This is a genomic window from Dickeya lacustris (genome assembly GCF_029635795.1).
Classification (GTDB): Bacteria; Pseudomonadota; Gammaproteobacteria; order Enterobacterales; family Enterobacteriaceae; genus Dickeya; species Dickeya lacustris.
The window spans coordinates 1,939,266-1,960,857 of the sequence record NZ_CP114280.1; the positions used below are offsets into that span (position 1 = coordinate 1,939,266).

18 protein-coding genes and 1 pseudogene are annotated in these 21,592 nt (G+C 53.3%); 10 read left to right on the top strand and 9 right to left on the bottom strand.

The window, feature by feature from the left end:
* Positions 1-125 precede the first annotated feature (125 nt).
* Positions 126-422: a hypothetical protein gene (locus tag O1Q98_RS08760; RefSeq protein ID WP_125258210.1), complete on the bottom strand. Its 297-nt coding sequence runs from the start codon at positions 420-422 to the stop codon at positions 126-128.
* 89 nt (positions 423-511) lie between these two features.
* The gene (gene rlmG / locus O1Q98_RS08765) at positions 512-1,654 is read right to left on the bottom strand and encodes a 23S rRNA (guanine(1835)-N(2))-methyltransferase RlmG (protein WP_125258209.1); all 1,143 of its coding nucleotides are present in this window, start codon (positions 1,652-1,654) and stop codon (positions 512-514) included.
* A gap of 568 nt (positions 1,655-2,222) precedes the next feature.
* Between rlmG and O1Q98_RS08770 the strand changes: the two genes are divergently transcribed.
* Positions 2,223-3,176 carry a TerC family protein gene (locus tag O1Q98_RS08770; protein ID WP_125258208.1) on the top strand — a complete coding sequence of 318 codons (954 nt, stop codon included), beginning with the start codon at positions 2,223-2,225 and terminating at the stop codon, positions 3,174-3,176.
* Positions 3,177-3,235: 59 nt separating this feature from the next.
* On the opposite strand, the gene O1Q98_RS08775 is transcribed toward O1Q98_RS08770, so the two are convergent.
* From O1Q98_RS08775 to uxaC, 4 genes are all read right to left on the bottom strand, one after another.
* Positions 3,236-3,784: a YgjV family protein gene (locus O1Q98_RS08775; protein WP_125258207.1), complete on the bottom strand. Its 549-nt coding sequence runs from the start codon at positions 3,782-3,784 to the stop codon at positions 3,236-3,238.
* 240 nt (positions 3,785-4,024) lie between these two features.
* Positions 4,025-5,515: a UxaA family hydrolase gene (locus O1Q98_RS08780; RefSeq protein ID WP_125258206.1), complete on the bottom strand. Its 1,491-nt coding sequence runs from the start codon at positions 5,513-5,515 to the stop codon at positions 4,025-4,027.
* 17 nt (positions 5,516-5,532) lie between these two features.
* Positions 5,533-6,984 carry a tagaturonate reductase gene (locus O1Q98_RS08785; RefSeq protein ID WP_125258205.1) on the bottom strand — a complete coding sequence of 484 codons (1,452 nt, stop codon included), beginning with the start codon at positions 6,982-6,984 and terminating at the stop codon, positions 5,533-5,535.
* A gap of 180 nt (positions 6,985-7,164) precedes the next feature.
* Positions 7,165-8,574, bottom strand: coding sequence for a glucuronate isomerase (gene uxaC, locus O1Q98_RS08790; RefSeq protein WP_125258204.1), 1,410 nt, complete (start codon positions 8,572-8,574; stop codon positions 7,165-7,167).
* 515 nt (positions 8,575-9,089) lie between these two features.
* On the opposite strand from uxaC, the gene O1Q98_RS08795 reads away from it, so the two are divergent.
* From O1Q98_RS08795 to O1Q98_RS08820, 6 genes are all read left to right on the top strand, one after another.
* Positions 9,090-10,391, top strand: a complete 1,302-nt coding sequence (locus tag O1Q98_RS08795) for an MFS transporter (protein WP_125258203.1) — start codon at positions 9,090-9,092, stop codon at positions 10,389-10,391.
* A 417-nt stretch (positions 10,392-10,808) separates the two neighbouring features.
* A complete protein-coding gene (exuR, locus tag O1Q98_RS08800) occupies positions 10,809-11,588 on the top strand; it encodes a transcriptional regulator ExuR (protein WP_125258202.1) in 780 nt (259 codons plus the stop codon).
* 531 nt (positions 11,589-12,119) lie between these two features.
* Positions 12,120-12,794 (top strand): DedA family protein, encoded by a 675-nt coding sequence (locus O1Q98_RS08805; RefSeq protein ID WP_125258201.1) that lies wholly within the window; start codon positions 12,120-12,122, stop codon positions 12,792-12,794.
* Positions 12,794-13,141 (top strand): EnvZ/OmpR regulon moderator MzrA, encoded by a 348-nt coding sequence (gene mzrA, locus O1Q98_RS08810; RefSeq protein WP_125258200.1) that lies wholly within the window; start codon positions 12,794-12,796, stop codon positions 13,139-13,141. Before O1Q98_RS08805 ends, mzrA begins: the two co-directional genes overlap by 1 nt.
* A gap of 300 nt (positions 13,142-13,441) precedes the next feature.
* Entirely contained in the window at positions 13,442-13,837 is a 396-nt protein-coding gene (locus O1Q98_RS08815; RefSeq protein ID WP_125258199.1) for a DoxX family protein, read from the top strand.
* A gap of 86 nt (positions 13,838-13,923) precedes the next feature.
* Positions 13,924-14,907 (top strand): glutathione S-transferase family protein, encoded by a 984-nt coding sequence (locus O1Q98_RS08820; RefSeq protein ID WP_125258198.1) that lies wholly within the window; start codon positions 13,924-13,926, stop codon positions 14,905-14,907.
* Between the two features lie 110 nt (positions 14,908-15,017).
* On the opposite strand, the gene O1Q98_RS08825 is transcribed toward O1Q98_RS08820, so the two are convergent.
* The gene (locus tag O1Q98_RS08825) at positions 15,018-15,914 is read right to left on the bottom strand and encodes a LysR family transcriptional regulator (RefSeq protein ID WP_125258197.1); all 897 of its coding nucleotides are present in this window, start codon (positions 15,912-15,914) and stop codon (positions 15,018-15,020) included.
* 108 nt (positions 15,915-16,022) lie between these two features.
* Between O1Q98_RS08825 and O1Q98_RS08830 the strand changes: the two genes are divergently transcribed.
* Together O1Q98_RS08830 and zur are read left to right on the top strand one after the other, a co-directional pair.
* Positions 16,023-16,754: a pirin family protein gene (locus tag O1Q98_RS08830; protein ID WP_125258196.1), complete on the top strand. Its 732-nt coding sequence runs from the start codon at positions 16,023-16,025 to the stop codon at positions 16,752-16,754.
* Between the two features lie 148 nt (positions 16,755-16,902).
* Positions 16,903-17,412, top strand: coding sequence for a zinc uptake transcriptional repressor Zur (gene zur / locus O1Q98_RS08835; protein ID WP_125258195.1), 510 nt, complete (start codon positions 16,903-16,905; stop codon positions 17,410-17,412).
* A gap of 455 nt (positions 17,413-17,867) precedes the next feature.
* Here the strand turns inward: zur and lexA are convergent, their stop codons facing one another.
* The gene (lexA, locus tag O1Q98_RS08840; protein WP_125258194.1) at positions 17,868-18,479 is read right to left on the bottom strand and encodes a transcriptional repressor LexA; all 612 of its coding nucleotides are present in this window, start codon (positions 18,477-18,479) and stop codon (positions 17,868-17,870) included.
* 110 nt (positions 18,480-18,589) lie between these two features.
* Positions 18,590-18,955, bottom strand: a complete 366-nt coding sequence (locus tag O1Q98_RS08845) for a diacylglycerol kinase (protein WP_125258193.1) — start codon at positions 18,953-18,955, stop codon at positions 18,590-18,592.
* A 128-nt stretch (positions 18,956-19,083) separates the two neighbouring features.
* Here O1Q98_RS08845 and plsB point away from each other — a divergent pair.
* Positions 19,084-21,571, top strand: a pseudogene (plsB, locus tag O1Q98_RS08850) (glycerol-3-phosphate 1-O-acyltransferase PlsB).
* Positions 21,572-21,592 lie beyond the last annotated feature (21 nt).

Sequence of the window (21,592 nt, forward strand, 5' to 3'; positions counted from 1 at the left end):
GCGTTGAGCAATAGCCAACCCCTCGTTCTGTGAGCCTGTGCGCGAACCCAGCGCGACAAACCGGCACCAGCGCGTATTTCGCCCTCCTGCTGCCGCGTTTGCCGTGCAATCAGGGCACCGTCAGCTCACAGTAAGGAGCGGTGAAACGCGGCGGCTTCGGCGGCTAACGCCTCGATATGGGCGCGGATCAGGTTAATTTTCTGCAATAGCGGATTGCGCTCAGGCGACACATCCATCATGTTAACCCGACTCACCAGTTCGTTAAGACGCGCACATAACTCCGCTTCCCGCTGACGCGCCTGCATTAATTGCAAATGAAGATGCTGATAATCACGTTGCCATACCTGTTGCTGTCGGCCCACACTGACTTCCAGCGCCTGCAATGCACTCTCCAGCCGTGCCTGCAACTCTTCAATACACATAACCTTTCCTTCGCTGATCTACCCTGCGGATTATACTGGCAGGCCTGCACGACAACAAATGCCGGCAGGCAAGCCTTGCCAACCGGCTATCACCGCGAACGCGGCGAGGTTTTTACAGCGCGTAGCACCACAAATTTGGCATTACTGGCCACATTCTCACAATTGCCGAACAAGCGTTTGAGTTTGTGGAAGTAATCCAGATGACGATTGCCGACAATGCGCAGTTCACCGCCGGTCATCAGGCAGCGGCGCGCATCGAGAAACATTTGCCAGGCGATATCATCCGTCAGCGCCTGCTGCTGATGAAACGGTGGATTGCACAGCACGGCCTGTAGGCTCTCTTTGGCCACGCCCGCCAGCGCATGGTTGACCACAAAACTGCTGCGCGCCCTATCCTGCGGCCGGTTTTCCTCTACATTAAGACGGCTGGAGGCGATCGCCATATAGGATTCATCGAAAAAGCTGACATACGCCAGTGGGTTAAGCGCCAGCGCCGCCAGGCCAAGTACGCCGTTACCGCAGCCCAAATCGGCGATTTTGCCCTCGATCTGGGTTGGCAGATGCTGCATGAAAAAACGGGCACCGATATCCAGACCGCTGCGGGCAAACACATTGGCATGGTTGTTGATGCAATAACCGCTGTCATCAAGCGTCCAACGGGTGATAACGGGCGTGGCCCTGGCGCTATCGGCCTGCGGCTGACAGTGAATCAACCGCGCTTTCTTCCAGGCCAGCGACGTGCGCGTCGGCCCCAGAATCTGCTCGAACAGTTCAAGCGTAGAGGTGTGAATATCGCGCGCTTTGGCCGCTGCTATCACCACCGTGTGCTCTGTCACCACCGCGCACAGCTGGCGCAATTGATGTTCCAACAGCGCCAGTGTTTTAGGCACCTTTATCACCACCAGTGATGGCGCGTCCGGCAACGCACTGAGGCTATCTTGCAGCGTCACCGATTCCGGCGCATAGCCATTAAGCGCCAGATTATGGCGTGTCGCCAGTTGGCTGAGATAGGAATCACTGATGCTATAGGGCGCTTGCGCCTGTAACGCACAGGCCAGCGCGCCGAACGCATCGTTAAAAATCAGCGTCGGCCCCGGCCCGCAAGAAATGGTCGCCAGTTCCCGTAACAGGTATTCATCAGCGGCATCCCACGCCTGTAGCGTCTCCTGACGTTCAGAGTGCGGATAACGCACCAGCGTCAACGGGGAGTTTTCCAAAAATAGTTGGCTCATAGCCGCTCCTGCAAAGCGAAATCTGGCGCTGTTTATCCCTTAAAACGACGCTACAGTAAATGATTTTTCTGCCTTGATGCCATCCCTCCCGCTCAGGCCTGCATTTTGCCGCTGACAAAAGGCGATCACATGCCAAAACAGACGCCGTTTTTATGGCGAATTTAGCCTGCCTGACGGTTGACCCTCTCGCGTAACTCACCTATCTTTGATAATGCAAAGGGGAGTAACTTCTCGCTGGTTAATCGTCATTACAGTGCTGCGGCACTCGGTTACCAGGCAACCTTAATGACTCGATTCGCATGACACTGGATTCGCATTAAGTTGTAAGTGAGACCTTGCCAGAAGGCGAGGTCCATTTGCAGCATAGTCATCGCAAACGGCCTGTGCCTTCTGACACAGGCCGTTTTGTTTTTCTGATAAGACGGTTTTCTGATAATGACATGTTTTGATAACGACATGTTCTGATAACGACATGTTCTGATAACGACATGCTCTGACGACAACATGATTGATGAAAACGCTCACCGGCTGGCATGCGCCGCTGGAATACGGGCGAAGGGAGACTGGTATGGTAACGATAGGAACCCCCATGATGTGGGGCAGTTTTGCCATTATCGTCGTGGTAATGCTGGCGATTGATTTGCTGTATCAAGGCAAACAAGGCGCGACGGTCATGAGCTTTAAACAGGCGGCGGTCTGGTCATTGGTGTGGGTGATGCTCACGGTGGCGTTTAACGCAGGCTTCTGGTGGTATCTCAGTCATACCGCAGGCCGTGAAGTGGCCGATGCCCAGGCGCTGGCGTTCTTTACCGGCTACCTCATCGAGAAAGCGCTGGCGGTCGATAATGTCTTTGTCTGGCTGATGCTGTTCAGCTATTTCGCCGTACCCGCCCAATACCAACGCCGGGTGCTGATTTATGGGGTGCTGGGCGCGATTGTGCTGCGCACGATCATGGTGTTTGCCGGAAGCTGGCTGGTGTCGCAGTTTCAGTGGTTGCTGTACCTGTTCGGCGCGTTCTTGCTTCTTACCGGCATCAAAATGGCGCTGGCGAAAGAAGATGACGCGGCGGTGGGCGAAAAGCCCATCGTGCGCTTTTTACGCAACCGCCTGCGCATGACGGACAACCTGCACGGCGAGCGTTTTTTCATCCGCCAGCATGGGTTGCTGTACGCCACCCCGCTGTTTCTGGTGCTGGTGATGGTGGAAATCAGCGATGTTATTTTTGCAGTGGACAGCATCCCGGCGATTTTCGCCGTCACCACTGACCCGTTTATCGTGCTGACCTCAAACCTGTTTGCCATTCTGGGGCTGCGCGCCATGTACTTCCTGCTGGCCGGAGTCGCGCAGAAGTTCTCGATGCTGAAATACGGGCTGGCGGTGATCCTGGTCTTTATCGGTATTAAAATGATGCTGATAGACCTGTTCCACATTCCTGTCGCGATGTCACTCAGCGTGGTGGCGGCTATCCTGTTGGTGACTATCCTGATCAATATCTGGGTTAACCGCCGCGCCGGGCGCTAACGCCTGCCGACAACATCCTGCGTAAAAATACGCCCCGCCTGTGGTGGCGGGGCGATGTCTCAGGCGCTTTTGGTCGATGACTGCGGCTCATCGGCGCGAAACGGGTCGATGCCGTTACGCTGCATCCGCCAGAAACGCATGATATTGAAGCCGTTTATTACCAGAAAGCTGGCTTCAATCAACGAACCGCCGATAGAGCCGAGCCAAATGTTGTGCGTTACCCACAGCGCCGTGGAGCACCAAATGATGCAACGGGTGGTCAAACCATGGGCGCGGAACAGTGCCCAGGTGCTGCATACGGTGCCGATAATCGGCAGCAATTCCATCGGGTGTTTAACACCCGGCAGACCAAGCGCCAGCGTCAGCGCAATAAACACAAACATCACGGCAATATTGCTGGTTTTCAGCGTTACCAGAGTACGGCCAGAATTCAGCATGGCGCTCATGCCTGCGGCATTCGCCCCCATCAGGAAGAAGTGACAGGCAATCACCGCGCTATAAACGGAAAGCTGTATTTTGAATTTTTTATCATTGCGGTTAAAAAACATGGTGATACCGACCATAAAGGCCAGTACGCCAACTGCCTGGGCAAATACATAAGAAGTCATGATCCCCGCCTTAAAGTAGGGCCGTCAAAAAAACGGCGCTCATAAAAATGAAACACCGTTTTATTTTATTTGGAACCGGGCAGGTTTTCAACGCAAGAATGCCGAATCGCGACATTCCCGCGTTTTCAGTCTTAAAACGCCAGGCCTTATAACATTATTTTTTATAAGGTCTCTGGCGATTAAGGTTTTTGGCGATGCAGTTTTTTGCGATGCTGCACACCGCGCACCCCGGAGTCAGCGTTACAGCGTGACACCGCTTTTGAAGATAGCCAGTTCACGGAAGTCGTTAATCTCGTTCTTCGCCAGCTTGCCGTTGGCAATGTCAACAATCAGATCAACGAACTGCGCGAGCAGGTCATCCATCGGCACATCGTGAATCAAACGACCGGCATCAAAGTCAATCCAGTGCGGCTTTTTCTTCGCCAGTTCAGAGTTGGTTGCCAGTTTCACCGTTGGCACAAAACCACCGTAAGGCGTGCCACGCCCGGTACTGAACAGCACCATATGACAACCGGCACCGGCCAGCGCGCTGGTAGCAACCGCATCGTTACCCGGCGCACTCAGCAGGTTCAGCCCCGGCGTGTGCAGGCGCTCACCGTATTTGAGTACGTCCACCACTTTGCTCTGCCCCGCTTTCTGGGTGCAACCGAGGGATTTCTCCTCAAGCGTGGTGATGCCACCGGCTTTGTTGCCCGGCGACGGGTTTTCATAAATCGGCTGGTTATGTTCAATGAAATACTGTTTGAAATCATTGACCATGTGCACGGTTTTCTCGAATGTGGCCTCATCGCGACAGCGGCTCATCAGAATGCGCTCGGCACCAAACATTTCCGGCACTTCCGTCAGCACCGTGGTGCCGCCGTTGGCAATCAGATAATCCGAGAAGCGCCCCAGTAACGGGTTCGCCGTGATCCCAGACAGGCCATCCGAGCCGCCGCATTCCAGACCAAACTTCAGTTCGCTCAGTTTGCCCGGCTCGCGCGCATCATTGCGCATCGCCTGATACAACTGGTGCAAGCGTTCCAGACCGGCTTCGACTTCATCTTCCTGCTGCTGGCAAATCATAAAGTTGACGCGCTCGGCATCAAACTCGCCCAGCGTGTCACGGAAGGCAGACACCTGATTGTTTTCACAGCCCAGACCAATCACCAATACCGCGCCCGCATTCGGGTGGCGCACCATGTTTTGCAGCATGGTACGGGTGTTCTCATGGTCTTCGCCCAGTTGCGAGCAACCAAACGGATGGGTGAACAGGTATACCCCGTCGATCCCTTCCGCGTTGTTGGTTTCCTTCAAAAAACGCTGTTGGATCTGGCGGGCAATCCCGTTGACGCAACCGACCGTCGGCAGGATCCACAGCTCATTGCGAATGCCAACGCTACCGTTATGCCGACGGTAGATCTGCACGTCGCGATCCGCCATCTGTGCGGGCAGGCTGATGAATTCCGGCTGGTACTGATACTCATCCAGATCGCTCAGGTTGGTTTTCGCGTTCTGGGAGTGAATGTGTTCACCGGCAGCGATATCAACCAGCGCATGGCCGATAGGCAAACCGTATTTGATAACCATCGCGCCTGTGGCGATCGGTTGCAGGGCAAATTTATGCCCGCGAGCCACCGGCTGCGGCAATGTCAGCGAGACATCACCTGCGAAGACAGTTTCATCCTGCGCCAAATCGCGCAGGGCCACGGCCACATTGTCCAGTGAGTGAATTTTGATAATGCTCTGCATAGATAGCACCTTTGCGATTAGCAGTAGTTTGCCAGCGCATCACGCATGCCGCGATCAACGATAGCCTGCAATTGTGCCGTCACCTGTTCAGCCAAGCCCGCCACCTGGGTCAGGTCCTGCTCCCAGTGTTCGGCATCCGCCAATACGGTGTTCACCAGTTGCGCAAGCGTGGTGTTACCCGCCGCAACGCCGCTCCACAGCGTGGCATAACGCTCCAGCCAGTGCGCATCATCCTGTAATGGATACTGTTCACCATTGCGCTCGCCACGGTAGAACGCGATGAGCGCCGCCAGCGCAAACGTCAGGCGCTGTGGCAGCTCGCCTTTGCTTTCGCGATAGGCCAGTAACTGCGGCAGGATGCGGGTACGGAATTTGGTCATGCCGTTAAGGGCAATCGACAGCAACTGATGTTGAATGAACGGGTTTCTGAAACGGCTTAATACCGCCTGGGCAAACGACGTCAGTTCATCGTGCGGCAAGTCAAGCACCGGTACGATTTCATTAGCAATGGTGGTTTCTACAAACTGGCTAACCTGCGCGTCATTCATTGACTCGCCGACCGTATCCAGCCCGGCCAGAAACGCCACCGGCACCAGCGCCGTATGCGCACCGTTCAGAATCGCCACTTTGCGCTCTTTATACGGTTTGATGTCATCAACGATGCGGATATTCAGATCCAACTCGTTGAGATGCAGCTCGTTTGCCAACCACTGCGGCCCCTGAATCACAAACAGGTAGAAGTATTCGGCGGTATCCAGGAAGCTGTCCTGATAGCCCAATTCCTGTTGCAGCGTCTCGACTTCGGCGCGCGGATACCCGGTTACGATGCGGTCAACCAGCGTCGAGCAGAAGGTGTTGTGCGCGTTCAGCCAGGTGGTGAATGCCGCAGGCAGTTCCCACTGTGCGGCATAACGCAGTACCAGCTCTTTGAGCTTGTCGCCGTTGTAGTCAATCAGCTCGCACGGCAGCAATACCCAGCCTTTATCGGCAGCGCCGTTGAAATGGTTGAAACGCTCAAACAGCAAGCGGGTCAGTTTCGCCGGGAAGCTGGCCGGTGGTGTATCGGTCAGTTTGTCATCGGCGTGGTAGCTAATACCGGCTTCGGTGGTGTTGGAAAACACAAAGCGAATATTGGCATCGTGCGCCAGCGCCAGATACTCGTCAAACTGGCGATAGACATTGATTTCACGGTTAACGGAGCGAATCAGGCGCGGCTCACGCACCGCTTCGCCCTGCTCATTCAGACCACGAATGATGGTGGTGTACAACCCGTCTTGTGTATCCAGTGCAGGCGGGAAATCGGTATCAATCGGGCGAACAATAACGATACCGGCATCCAATGCGGTATGTTCATTCAGCAGATCTAACTGCCAGTCCACAAAAGCGCGCAGGAAATTGCCTTCACCAAACTGGATGACGCGGTCAGGGTGACGACGGCCAGGAAAATCACGACGATTCAGCGTTTGCATTAACAAGCTACCTCAGAACACGACACTTCGGGACAAACGCCAGTCGATACAACCCTCAGGTCATTAAAACGGCGTCAGGTCAGCACGACAGCATCAGGGCGGTGGATTAAACACCCTGCGCCAGCCCGAAATCACAATATTGACAAACGGGCCCGTCGTGGCGCCCGCACTCTCTTTTTCTTATAACTCGATGCCGAAATAATTTTTGGCATTACCAAAACAGATGTTTTTCACCATCTCGCCCAGCAGCGGTAAATCGGCTGGCGCTTCGCCATCGGCAACCCAGCGGCCAATCATCTGGCACAGGATGCGACGGAAATATTCGTGACGGGTGTAGGACAGGAAACTACGGCTGTCGGTCAGCATGCCGACAAAACGGCTCAACAGACCAAGCTGCGCCAACTGCGTCATCTGACGCTGCATACCGTCTTTCTGGTCGTTAAACCACCAGCCTGAGCCGAACTGCATCTTGCCCGGCATCCCTTCACCCTGGAAGTTACCGATCATGGTGCCCAGCACTTCGTTGTCACGCGGGTTCAGGCAGTAAAGAATGGTTTTCGGCAGCAGATTCTCTTCGTTCTGCTTGCTCAACAGGCGCGACAACTCTTGAGCCATCGGGCGGTCGTTGATGGAGTCAAAGCCCACATCCGGCCCCAGCAATTTGAACTGGCGCAGGTTGTTATTACGCAGCGCGCCAATGTGGTACTGCTGTACCCAGCCACGGCGCGCGTATTCCGCACCCAGCCATACCAGCACCGCCGTTTTAAACTGTGCCACTTCCAGCTCGCTCAGGCTTTCACCAGACAGACGACGCGCCAGAATGCTGTCCAGCGTGCTTTCATCCGCTTCGGCAAACAGCACCACGTCCAGCGCGTGGTCAGACACTTTACAGCCGTGAGCCGCAAAGTGATCGAGACGTTTGGCCAGCGCGGTTTGCAGGTCGCTAAAACGGCGAATATCGGTATCGGCAACTTCACCCAGCTTCGCCATGTAATCGTTAAAGCTGTCGAGTTCGATATTGAATGCTTTGTCTGGACGCCAGCTCGGCAGCACTTTAATAGAGAAGGTTTTGTCCTGAGCTACCGCTTTGTGGTGCTCCAGGCTGTCAATCGGGTCATCGGTGGTGCCGACCATTTTTACATTCATCTGCTGCATGATGCCGCGAGCGGAAAATTCATCACGCTCCAGCAAGGCATTGGTGCGATCCCAAATCTCTTTGGCGGTAGACGGCGACAGCACCGTGCCGGTAATGCCGAATGGACGGCGCAGCTCCAGATGTGTCCAGTGATACAGCGGGTTTCCGATGGTATGTGGCACCGTGGCGGCCCAGGCTTCAAATTTCTCCCAGTCGCTGGCGTCGCCGGTACAGAAACGCTCTGGTACACCATTGGTACGCATGGCACGCCACTTGTAGTGATCGCCCTTCAGCCAGATGTCATACAAATTTTTGAAGCGATAATTTTCAGCGATCTGCGCAGGGGGCAAATGGCAGTGGTAGTCAAAAATCGGCTGATCCGCAGCAAAATCATGATACAGACGACGAGCGAATTCAGTATCCAACAAGAAATCTTCACTTAAAAACTGGGGCATGTTTGTTTCCTCACACGACATTTGCCAATCAAACACGGTCACGCACAAAAAGATATCACACCAATTATCAACGATAACCGACACCATTAGTGAGGTCATGATCGCAAAAATGACAGAAACCACTTCCAATTCGGGCTTTTTTACGCTTACCCCGGCCAAAAAAGCCTTTTTAGCGCCCGATTTCGTTTATTCCCCAGCAAATTCGTGGTTTTGTGATATCACTCAACTTTTAAATTGGTATGACAAATTATTGTAGCGCTGCCTGATGAGGGGATTCAATCTCAATATCGTCAACAGCATTGATATTCCCACTGGAAAACAATAACGCGCGCGGCGGGATTGCCGTTGCGGCCCGCCCGCCAGCCATACCCGGCGGCAGGGCAACCAGTCAGGCGGCAACTCCCGCTGGCATGATGGATACACGCGTATCTGGTTATGTTCAGTGTGGTCTATACCTATCGCAGCAGACGACTGACAGGTTTGCCGCGATGCTTACACTCGGAGAGATATTTAACATGCACAAGATCAAAGGCTTGCGCTGGTACATGATAGGTCTTGTGACCGTCGGTACCGTTCTGGGCTACCTGACGCGTAACGCAATCGCTGCCGCCGCGCCCACATTGCAAGAGCAGCTTCATATCAGCACTCAGCAGTATTCCTACATCATTGCGGCCTACTCCGCCTGTTACACGGTGATGCAGCCGGTAGCCGGTTACGTGCTGGATTTACTTGGCACCAAAGTGGGTTATGCCATGTTCGCCGTGTTGTGGGCTGTCTTCTGTGCCGCCACCGCGCTGGCGAACAGTTGGGGTGGCCTTGCTATCGCGCGTGGTGCGGTAGGGATGGCGGAAGCCGCGATGATCCCGGCCGGCCTGAAAGCCACCAGCGAATGGTTCCCAGCCAAAGAGCGTTCTGTCGCCGTGGGTTACTTCAACGTCGGTTCCTCTATCGGTGGTATGTTGGCTCCGCCGCTGGTGGTGTGGGCGATTATGGCGCACAGCTGGCAGATGGCCTTTGTTATCACTGGCGTACTGAGCCTGATGTGGGCAATCGGCTGGTTATATTTCTATAAACACCCGAAAGATCAGAAAAAACTGAGCAACGAAGAGCGTGACTACATTCTGAACGGCCAGGAAGCGCATCATCAGGTCGGCAATGCCAAGAAAATGTCTGCCTTACAGATCCTGCGTAACCGCCAGTTCTGGGGCATCGCGCTGCCGCGTTTTCTGGCAGAACCCGCCTGGGGCACATTTAATGCGTGGATCCCGCTGTTCATGTTTAAGGCATATGGCTTTAACCTGAAAGAAATCGCCATGTTCGCCTGGATGCCGATGCTGTTCGCTGACCTGGGCTGTATTGTCGGTGGTTATTTACCGATGCTGTTCCAGAAACACTTTAAAGTGAACCTGATTGTGTCGCGTAAAATGGTCGTCACCATGGGTGCGCTGCTGATGATTGGGCCGGGGACTATCGGCCTGTTCACCAGCCCTTATGTGGCTATCGCTCTGCTGTGTGTTGGTGGCTTCGCCCATCAGTCGCTGTCTGGCGCACTGATTACGCTCTCCTCTGACGTATTTGGTCGTAACGAAGTGGCAACGGCGAATGGCCTGACCGGTATGGCCGCCTGGACAGCGAGTACGCTGTTTGCGCTGGTTGTTGGTGCGCTGGCTGATACCATCGGCTTTAGCCCGCTGTTTGCGGTACTGGCTGTATTTGACGTACTGGGTGCTATCGTTATCTGGACGGTGCTGAAAAACCACTCCGCCAACGACGAAGACAGCAAACACGAAGAAATGAAAACCGTGCAGCAGCACTAAGCCGCACGCGAGAAAGGTACGCGCCAGCGTATTCTGATACGACAAATTTCTGCTTCACCCTGTTCATCCGGTATCATGGGGTACCGGATGAACACACTCTCCCAGATGTTATACCGAAAATCATGTGCGTTGCAGGAAGGAAGACGGTGACATCCCGCCGACAGCCTTTTATCCTGAAGGTCGCCGTTAGCTGGCGTATGCGCTGTTTTCTCTCATGCGACGGCGATAACCAGGCAGCACACCGCAATATTCGGCGTTAACTGTGACAAGCATGCGGGTTACAACACACGGCAAGTGGTATAACAACTCTGTTCCAGAGGTATCATCTGCATTTTAACGAGATAATCTAACGAGATGAGATAGTTGCTGTGACGCACATGGCCTCAGGGAGCGTCCGCTATCTTAAGAGCAGGCACCATGGCACTGACAGAATCCAGACGGCTCTACCAGCAGTTAGCCGCAGAATTGAAAAAACGAATTGAGGGCGGCGTTTATCCGGTGGGTGATAAATTACCGGCTGAACGTAATATTTCCGAAGAGATGAATGTCAGCCGTACCGTGGTACGCGAAGCCATCATCATGCTGGAAGTGGAAGGTTATGTGGAGGTGCGCAAAGGGTCGGGCATCCATGTTATTTCCAACCAACAGCGCCAGTTGCTGGCCGTCAACGGCAGCGATGCCGACTTCCTGACCGCCGGGCCGTTTGAATTATTGCAGGCGCGCCAGTTGATAGAGAGCAATATCGCCGAATTCGCGGCGACGCAGGTGACGCGGCAAGACATCGTTCAATTGATGGACATTCAGGAAAATGCCCGTCAGGAAGACCGCTTTCGTGATTCTGAATGGGATCTGAAATTCCATGTCCAGGTTGCTCTGGCGACACAGAACTCGGCGATGGCCACCATCGTAGAAAAAATGTGGAGCCAGCGCATCCATAATCCTTACTGGCGTAAATTACATGAGCACATCGATGACAAGTCGATAGAGAGCTGGTGCGAAGACCATGACCAGATTCTGAAGGCGTTAATTCGTAAAGACCCTTACGCTGCCAAACTGGCAATGTGGCAACACCTGGAAAACACCAAGCAGATGCTGTTTCGCGCCACAACCGATGATTTCGAATTTAATGTTGACCGCTACATGTTTGCGGAAAATCCGGTGGTTCATCTCGAACAACTCGCCAATAATAAATCCTGATAATCTCTGTGTGATAACCCGCTTTGCCTCCGTCTTTCGGAGGCAAATAACGTGATTCAACGTCGAGTTCTGTCAGAAAGTGTAAAATATGACAGAAATCACAATCCATCCTAAAAAAACAGGTCGTTATACGTTTTTAGAACGTGGTATTTTCCTATCTCGCCTGCGGTGCTTTTGTTACAGTTAGAACACTTTTTTTACGTTTAACTGCACGCAACGCGTTCTGTCGGATGAAATAGCCAAAAATCGACGTTTGATGGCAGGAAAAAGACGTTGTAAAGCCGCGTATTTTCATCAGACTGATACCCTGAATTCACCTTCAGGCAGCAGGTTGACCGCATGACATGGCCGGTTTGCCCGATGAGTGCATCATTTCATCGTATACACCCATGACAACGGATGCGCGTGAAGGAATACGCACCTAAAAATAGCGATAACCGCTCGGCTCATCAGGTTTGGCCACCTTGCTCCAACCGGGTGCCAGCGGGCTCTTAGCACAGTACCTCCAACGCTGCAGTACAGGAACACCAGATGGATATAATGAAAGAACTTTTGTATGCGCTCTGGCACCAAAACTTTGATGTCCTCGCCGATCCCAAACTGGTGGGCCTGATTTACATTTCTTTGTTTTTAATCCTGTTTCTTGAAAACGGCCTGCTGCCCGCCGCTTTTCTACCCGGCGACAGCCTGCTCATTCTGGTGGGGGTACTGATAACCAAAGGCACCATGAGTTATCCTCTGACTATCGTACTACTGACCACAGCCGCCAGCCTTGGCTGTTGGGCCAGTTACCTGCAAGGCAAGTGGCTTGGCAACACCCGTACGGTGCAAAGCTGGCTATCACACCTTCCCTCTCACTACCACCAGCGGGCACATCAGTTGTTCCATCGTCATGGTTTGTCGGCTCTTTTGATTGGCCGCTTTCTGGCGTTTATCCGTACGCTGCTCCCGACGATTGCCGGACTTTCCGGGCTCGACAATACGCGTTTTCAATTCTTCAATTGGATGAGCGGTTTTCTCTGGGTCATCATTCTGGTCTCCTTTGGCTTTGGGCTGGGCAGTTCGCCGCTGTTTCTGCAATACGAAGACAAACTGATGTCTTGCCTGATGCTGTTGCCGCTGGTGCTGCTGTGCATCGGCCTGGTAGGGTCGTTGTGGGTGCTATGGCGCAAAAAACACGCCGCAGCGGGAAAGGGAATAAAATAATGCCCTTTGCCCGGATGCTACGACCACTCTGGCGGTTGCTGGTGTTGTTACTGCCGCTGGCGGCCCTGCTCACCACCTCTTCACAGCATTTGCCCGACGAAGTGATGCTACACATCACGGCTCGTCATCAGGGAACGCCGCTGCCGGATGGCTTCTACATTTATCAGCGGCTCAACGAGCACGGCATCGCGATTAAAAGCATTACGCCGGAGCATGACAGCATTATTGTACGTCTCTCGTCACCCGAGCAAAGCGGCGCAGCGCGGGAAGTATTGCGCATAGCGCTGCCGCAGGCTCTGGTGATTGCACAGCGAATCAATCCCGCCTTACCGGAAGGCCAAAGCTAGCGCCGCTCCTCTGCCACTTATTGAATATGACGTATCGCTAAAGAATGGATTTTAGGTCTTTTCCATCGTTCATGCCTATTCACCGGGCTGTTGCGCTAGCCGTTTTGGTGTCAGGTTAGCCAGACGGTCAATTTTTCTGACAGAAAACAACAATTTTACTTGCTGTCATCCAGTCGGTTTCCTCTCTAGTATGCCTCTCATCGGCGACGCGCTTTGCGTCACACACACACTTTCAAACAGCACGCCGGATGCGCTTTTATCGATGTTGCGCCGGCCATGAACATACAACTGGAGAGATCGATGAAAAGTTTTGAAAATGCACTGTTGATGATTGCCCGTATCCTGTTACCGATCCTGTTCATCGTTGCCGGTTACGGCAAACTGGGCGCATCTTATGCGGCAACCCAGCAATATATGCAGGCAATGGGCGTTCCCGGTGCATTACTGCCGCTGACTATCTTGCTGGAACTGGGCGGTGGTCTGGCTGTGCTGTTTGGTTTCCTGACTCGTACCACTGCTATCATCACCGCCGTGTTTACCCTGTTAACGGCGTTTATTTTCCACAGTGACTTTGCTCAGGGCGCTAACCAGCTGATGTTCATGAAAAACTTGTCTATCGCGGGTGGTTATGTGCTGCTGTTTGTGACCGGGCCTGGCGCATTTAGCCTCGACCGCCTGCTGAATAAAAAGTGGTAATCACCGTCTGTCATCGACATGACACAGCCTGATAATCTTATGGCGGCCATTGGCCGCCATCGTCATTTTGCAGAGGAGAGCGCGCAATGGGATTGTTAGTTGACGGCGTATGGCATGATACCTGGTACGAAACCCAATCGTCAGGCGGCCATTTCAGGCGGCCACAGACATTTTTTCGCCACTGGGTCACACGCGATGGCGAACCCGGCCCGACGGGCAGTGGCGGCTTTAAGGCCGAACCCGGCCGTTATCACCTCTACGTCTCATTGGCGTGCCCCTGGGCGCATCGCACATTATTGCTGCGAAAACTCAAAGGGCTGGAGCAGCACATCGGCGTCTGTGTTGTACATCCCTTGATGCTTAATCAAGGCTGGACTTTTGCAAACGACTTTCCACACACCACCGGCGATACGCTCTACCAGCACGAATATCTTTATCAGTTGTACTTGCAGGCCAAAGCCGATTACAGCGGACGCGTTACCGTCCCCGTACTGTGGGATACCCACCAGCACACCATTGTCAGCAACGAATCCGCCGATATTATCCGCATGTTTAACAGCGCGTTTGATGAATGTGGCGCCGCCCCTGGCGACTATTACCCGCCCGCGCTGACCACACAGATAAATGAACTCAACGCCTGGATTTACCACCAGTTCAACAACGGGGTGTATAAAGCAGGTTTTGCCACCAGCCAGCAGGCGTATGACGACGCGGTCAGCCAGGTATTTCAGGCGCTCGATCGCCTTGAGACATTGCTTGGTGAACATCGCTATCTGACCGGAGATAGCTTAACTGAAGCGGACATCCGACTGTGGACGACGTTGATCCGTTTTGATCCTGTCTACCACACGCACTTCAAATGTGATAAACGCCGCCTCACTGACTACCCTCATCTCTACGGCTATCTGCGTGAGATTTATCAAATGCCAGGCATCGCGGATACCGTCGATATGGATAACATTCGCCATCATTACTATCGCAGCCATGCCACGCTCAACCCACAGGGTATTATCTCCGTCGGGCCAGAGATTGATTTAACTGCGCCGCATGGCCGCGACAAGCGCGGCTAAGAGATGTCGCTTAACGCCTTGCGCCTCATCATCTGAGCACCGCTTATCACACTACCGGTTATCACACTCATGCCGGTTATCGTGGTGCTCCGACGGTGCGGCGTTTGCCATCATGATGCGTTAAAAATGCGGGGGATTTCGCGCAAGAACCAGGCTTTAGCTTCACCCATACTGTCACGTCGCCAGGCCATGATTATCTGCCCTTCCAGAATATTTTCCGGGCTGACCACCCGTAACCGGCCTTCAGCAATATCCTTAGCCACCATATCATAAGGCATAGTGGCTACACCGAGCCCGGCCAACAACGCCCGGCGTTTATCATCCAGCGAGCTGACGGTAAGCCGTGGCTGCTTGTCGAGTAGCTGCACAGTAAGCACAGGCCGTTCGCGCGCGGTGTCAGCAATTGCAATGCCGCGATATTTAACACGGCTCACTTCTGATAAGGGTTCGGGCTCGTCATGAATGGGATGATCCGGGCTTGCGACATAAACGTTTTTGATAGTGTAAAGCTTGCGGGTATTAATTTCAGATGACGATCGAAAATGCATATCCGGGGCAATCACGATATCCGCTTTCCCCTGCTCCAGCCGCTCCCAGGCACCCGCCAGCACTTCCGTCAATAAAGACACCTGCGTATTGGCTTTCAGCGACAACTTATCGAGCAGCGGAAAAATACGATCAATGGGAACCAACGCCTCCAGCACGATGGTCAGATGCGTTTCCCACCCTCTCGCCAGCGCTTCGGCATCCGTTGTCAATTTATCTGCGGCTTCCAGCAGGATGCGTCCCCGCTCCAGCAGCATGCGCCCCACGTTGGTAAACTTCGTACGATGCCCTGAGCGGTCAAACAGCACCACGTCCAGCTCATCTTCCAGCTTTTGCATGGTATAACTCAGCGCAGAAGGCACACGCCCCAGCTCATCCGCTGCTGCCGCAAAACTTCCCCGTCGGTCAATCGCATCCATTACGCGTAATGCTTCCAGTGTTAATGCCCGTTCCTTTGCCATGTTTCACTCATTCAGGATTTTTGAACGTGCCGACCAGATTAACTGGCTAACAATCCATCGTCCAGACAATTACTATCGCGTTATCAATAATTCTCAGGATCGAATACCATGATCATCAGTAGAGCAGCGAAACAATGCGGTCAGGCAGACTACGGCTGGCTACAGGCACGCTATACCTTTTCTTTCGGTCATTATTTCGATCCTGATTTATTGGGGTTTGCCTCGCTACGCGTCCTGAATCAGGAAGTGCTGGCTCCAGGAGCGGCTTTTCAACCAAGGACTTACCCGCGAGTGGATGTGCTGAATATCTTGCTGCAAGGGGAGGCCGAATACCGTGACAGTAATGGCAACCATATCAGAGCGAAAGCCGGTGACGCCTTACTGCTTGCCACGCAGCCTCATGTCAGCTACAGCGAGCACAATCTCAGTGAAAATACCGCGTTAACGCGACTGCAATTATGGCTGGATGCCTGCCCCATGCGGGAAAATCAGTGCGTACAACGCGCCACTCTAACGGATGCGCCTTACCAGTTGCTGGCCGCACCGGAAGAAACGGAGTCCGGTCTTCATCTGCGTCAGCAGGTATGGATACATCATCTGAATCTGGCAGCACAGACGCAGCACACACTGACGCTACATGGCAGCCGTGCTTACCTGCAATCTATCTACGGCACGGTGCATATTCAGGGAAATGGTGAAACAGCCCACACCTCTACGCCTGAGAAACCCTGTTCAAACTTGCTTCATTGCGGCGATGGCGCATTTGTGAAGCAGGAAAATAGCCTGACGCTCAAGGCTGAAACCGCGACCCGGTTATTGTTGATAGACCTCGCCGCCTGAGCCATACATCAGCCACCCCTATTCATGACATTCAGGCGTTATCCCGCTCCGGTTGCGCCTCGCCCCACGCCGATACCACATTTCGGTGTTTTAATTTAGTCATGGTAAGATGAGGAAATTATCTCAACCTCGCCTCAGGGTTACTGCAATGGATCCAACCAATCTGGACACTCTCCTTGCCCAGGCTGAACAGCTTTGCCAGCAACGTCATGTGCGCCTGACCCCACAGCGGCAGGAAGTGCTGCGTTTAATGGCACTGCAACATGGTGCCATCAGTGCGTATGATTTACTGGATCTACTGCGTCTGTCAGAGCCACAAGCTAAACCCCCCACCGTTTACCGCGCACTGGATTTTCTTCTGGAACAAGGTTTTATCCACAAAGTCGAATCGACAAATAGCTATGTTCTTTGTCATCACTTTGAAGAGCATAGCCACACTTCGGCGCTGTTTATCTGTGACCGCTGTGGCCAAGTCACTGAGCGTCAAACGCAAGGTATTGAAGAAACATTGCAGCAACTAGCCAGACAGTCAGGATTTGCGTTGCGTCATAGCGTGGTGGAAGCACACGGTTTATGCGGCGAGTGTCAGAAAGTGGAGTCTTGTGAACATCGGGATAGTTGCAGCCATGACCACAGCATTGTGGTAAAAAAACGCTGACTGCGCACGCCAGAGGCGGGTTGCAAGAAGGCTTGCTCAAGAGGACTGCTAATGTTGCGTGAGCCTACAGGCAGCTTGTAATACGAAGGCAAGCACGCCTATTTCCCCTGATACCGGAGTGTGAAGTGGCACAGCACTTCACACAACTCGTTGCACTATCAGGTTCTCTTTCACTTAGCTCTCTTTTCACCTGGCCTTCTTTTTACCTGGCTTTATTTGTCGTCTCTTGGATTTGTCGTCCTCTGGCGCGCGGTTTACCGTCGCGCTGTAGACTATGCTTGGTGATAGCCATCGGTGTTGATTGGTTTATGACTGAGGCTGAATACCATCGCACGCCAGAGGGCGTTAGCGCCGATGGAATAAGCTCGACAGAGACAACCTACCCGCCAATGAAAGAGATACGGTTATTATTCACAAACACATCTATTCATGAACACATCGCGGTAATGAGGGCATTACCCCCAGTTACTATTACGGATGACCCCGACAGCCAGCCCTTCAATGGAGAACGCCTGCTCGCGTAAATCAACCACAATAGGTGAAAACTCTTTGTTTTCCGCCAGCAACTGCACCACGTTACCCTGTTTTTTCAGGCGCTTAACTGTCACTTCATCATCAATGCGCGCCACCACAACCTGCCCATTGTGCACATCTTGTGTTTTATGTACCGCCAGTAGGTCTCCATCCAGGATGCCTATGTCTTTCATTGACATACCGCTGACACGCAGCAAAAAATCCGCACTGGGTTTAAACATGGCGGGGTCAACCTGATAGTGGCACTCAATATGCTGTTGCGCTAACAGCGGCTCACCGGCAGCCACGCGGCCAATCAGCGGCAACCCCAGATCTTCCTCTTCCATCAGTAGACGGATACCACGGGAAGCCCCGGTGACAATCTCAATCACGCCTTTACGCGCCAATGCTTTAAGATGCTCTTCAGCCGCATTCGGCGAACGAAAACCAAGCTGACTGGCAATCTCCGCCCGGGTCGGCGGCATACCACTTTGAGAGATATGATCGCGAATCAGGTCATAAACCTGCTGTTGCCTGGTAGTTAATGTTTTCATTCCGCCCCCTGTTTGTTTATACAGTTTCGCTGTGAGTATATACAGGGATACTGCCAATGGGAACCGCGATATCGCCTATTGCGCGGAATTTTCCGCGCTTATGCAAGCCATTACGCAAAACGGCTCCATAATAGCGACACCCAAACCACCGCAGCGAATAAGCAAGCGACCAAAACCGCAGCAGAACCGATGTCTTTTGCCCGCCCGGATAACTCGTGATACTCGAGGCCGACGCGATCGACCACCGCTTCAATCGCACTGTTCACCAGCTCAAACAGCACGATCAACACCACAGACCCTACCAACAACAACCGCTCCAGCGTGGAAACGGGCAATAGCCCTGCGACAATCACCGCCGCCAGCAACAATACAGACTCCTGACGAAATGCGGCTTCATGCTGCCACGCCTGCTTCAGACCTTGCAGGGAATACCCGGCAGCTTTGACAATGCGAGTCATTCCTGTTGTCTTATTCATGATAACTCCACCTGTAATTTGTGATTGGCCGCAATTTTAACGCGTCCACATGATTGCATCACCACAGATATCCTGTTGGGTTTCTGTTATCCTTGGCGCGCATTGCTAACAAGAGGCTTTTGGTTGTTATGTCAGGTTGGCGTAAAATTTACTACAAGTTACTGAATTTCCCTCTAAAACTCTTAGTAAAGAGTAAGGTTATTCCACAGGACCCCGTTAACGAGCAACGTCTGGATCCTTCAAGGCCAATATTTTATGTGCTGCCTTACAGTTCTAAGGCAGACCTGCTGACGTTGCGTACAAAGTGTCTGGAGCTAAACCTGCCAGACCCACTGCAACCCCAGTATATTGATGGCAAAACGCTGCCTAGCTATGTTTTCGTCAGCGACGGCCCGCGCCTGTTTCGCTATTACGTGCCGAAACAACAGTCCATCAAGCTGTTTCACGACTATCTGGATTTGCACCGCAATAACCCAGAGCTGGATATACAGATGGTGCCTGTTGCAGTGATGTTCGGTCGCTCTCCTGGGCGGGAAGGCCAGCATCAGGGCATGCCGCATCTGCGCTTGTTAAACGGGATTGAGAAGCTGTTTGCCGTTTTATGGCTGGGGCGTGACAGCTTCGTGCGCTTCTCGGTGCCGGTATCCCTGCGTTACATGGCAACAGAGCATGGCACGGATAAAACCATCGCCCACAAACTGGCACGCGTAGCCCGCATGCACTTCTCTCGCCTGCGATTAGCGACAGTCGGCCCAAGGTTGCCCGTGCGTCAGGCGCTGTTTAATCAACTGCTGGCTTCCCGGGCAATTGCCAAGGCGATTGATGACGAAGCGCGCGTCAAAAAAATCTCCCATGATAAGGCCCAGCAAAACGCGATCACGCTGCTTGAAGAGATAGCCGCTGATTTCTCTTATGAAGCGGTCAGGCTCTCTGACCGGGTTCTGAGCTGGACGTGGAACCGGTTATATCAGGGCATCAACGTACATAATGCCGAACGCGTGCGTCAGTTAGCGCAAGACGGCCATGAAATCGTTTATGTGCCTTGTCACCGTAGTCATATGGACTATCTGTTGTTGTCTTATGTCCTTTACCATCAGGGGCTGGTTCCGCCACATATTGCGGCTGGCATCAACCTGAATTTCTGGCCAGCAGGCCCGATATTCCGCCGCCTTGGCGCATTCTTTATCCGCCGTACCTTCAAAGGGAACAAGCTCTATTCCACCTTGTTCCGCGAATACCTGGGGGAATTGTTCACCCGTGGCTATTCCGTCGAATATTTTGTTGAAGGCGGCCGCTCACGCACCGGGCGACTGCTTGAGCCCAAAACCGGTACCCTGGCGATGACAATTCAGGCGATGCTACGCGGCGGTACACGCCCGTATTACGCTGGTACCGGTGTATATTGGCTACGAACATGTGATGGAAGTCGGCACCTATGCCAAGGAGTTGCGCGGCGCAGCGAAAGAGAAAGAAGGGTTCCTGCAAATGGTGCGGGGGCTGCGTAAATTACGTAATCTTGGTCAGGGGTATGTCAATATCGGCGAACCGCTAACCCTATCAACCTACCTCAACCAGCATGTACCGCAATGGCGCGATGCGATTGACCCCATAGAGCCGCAACGCCCGGCCTGGCTAACGCCAACCGTGCAGCACATTGCCGATGACATCATGGTGCGCATTAATAATGCCGCTGCCGCCAACGCGATGAATTTGTGTTGTACCGCACTGCTGGCTTCTCGCCAGCGGGCGCTGACGCGTGAGCAAATGGAAGAGCAGTTAGAGTGTTACTTGCAGCTACTGCGTAATGTGCCTTACAGCCGCGATATCACGGTGCCGAACAAAACCGCAGCCGAACTGCTGGAACACGCGCTGGGGATGAACAAGTTTGAGGTAGAAAAAGATAATGTCGGCGACATTATCATCCTGCCGCGCGAACAGGCGGTCTTGATGACTTACTATCGCAATAACATTCATCACCTGCTGGTGCTGCCTTCATTGATTGCCAGTATCGTCATGCACCATCGGCGTATTCACACCTCCGCGCTGTTGCAGCAGTTGGCCTTAATCTACCCGCTGTTGCAGGCAGAGCTGTTTTTACACCATGACAAAGCCGACCTGCCGGAAATTCTCGATAACCTGGTCGCGGAGCTGGTCAGCCAGCGCCTGATTATCAACAACGACGGCGAGTTAGAGCTAAACCCGGCACGCATTCGCACCCTGCAACTTCTGGCTGCAGGCATTCGTGAAACCTTGCAGCGTTATACCATCACGCTGGCGCTGTTGCATGCGAACCCGTCCATCAGTCGCGGCGCGCTGGAAAAAGAGAGCCGCAGCATGGCGCAGCGTCTGTCTGTTCTGCATGGCATCAACGCGCCGGAATTCTTTGATAAAGCCGTGTTCTCAACGCTGGTCAATACCTTGCGTAACGAGGGCTATTTCAGCGATAACGGAGAAGCGGTACAAGAGCAAGTGCAGGCCATGTATGCCATGTTGGGTAATCTCATTACCCCAGAGGTGAAGCTGACTATCGAAAGCGCAAGCCTTGCGCAAGAGAGCGCAGCACCGGCAGACGCAGAGCCGGTGGAGAGCGCGGAAAAACAGGGCGACGCGGAGTAATGCATTCCCCTGCGGTACACG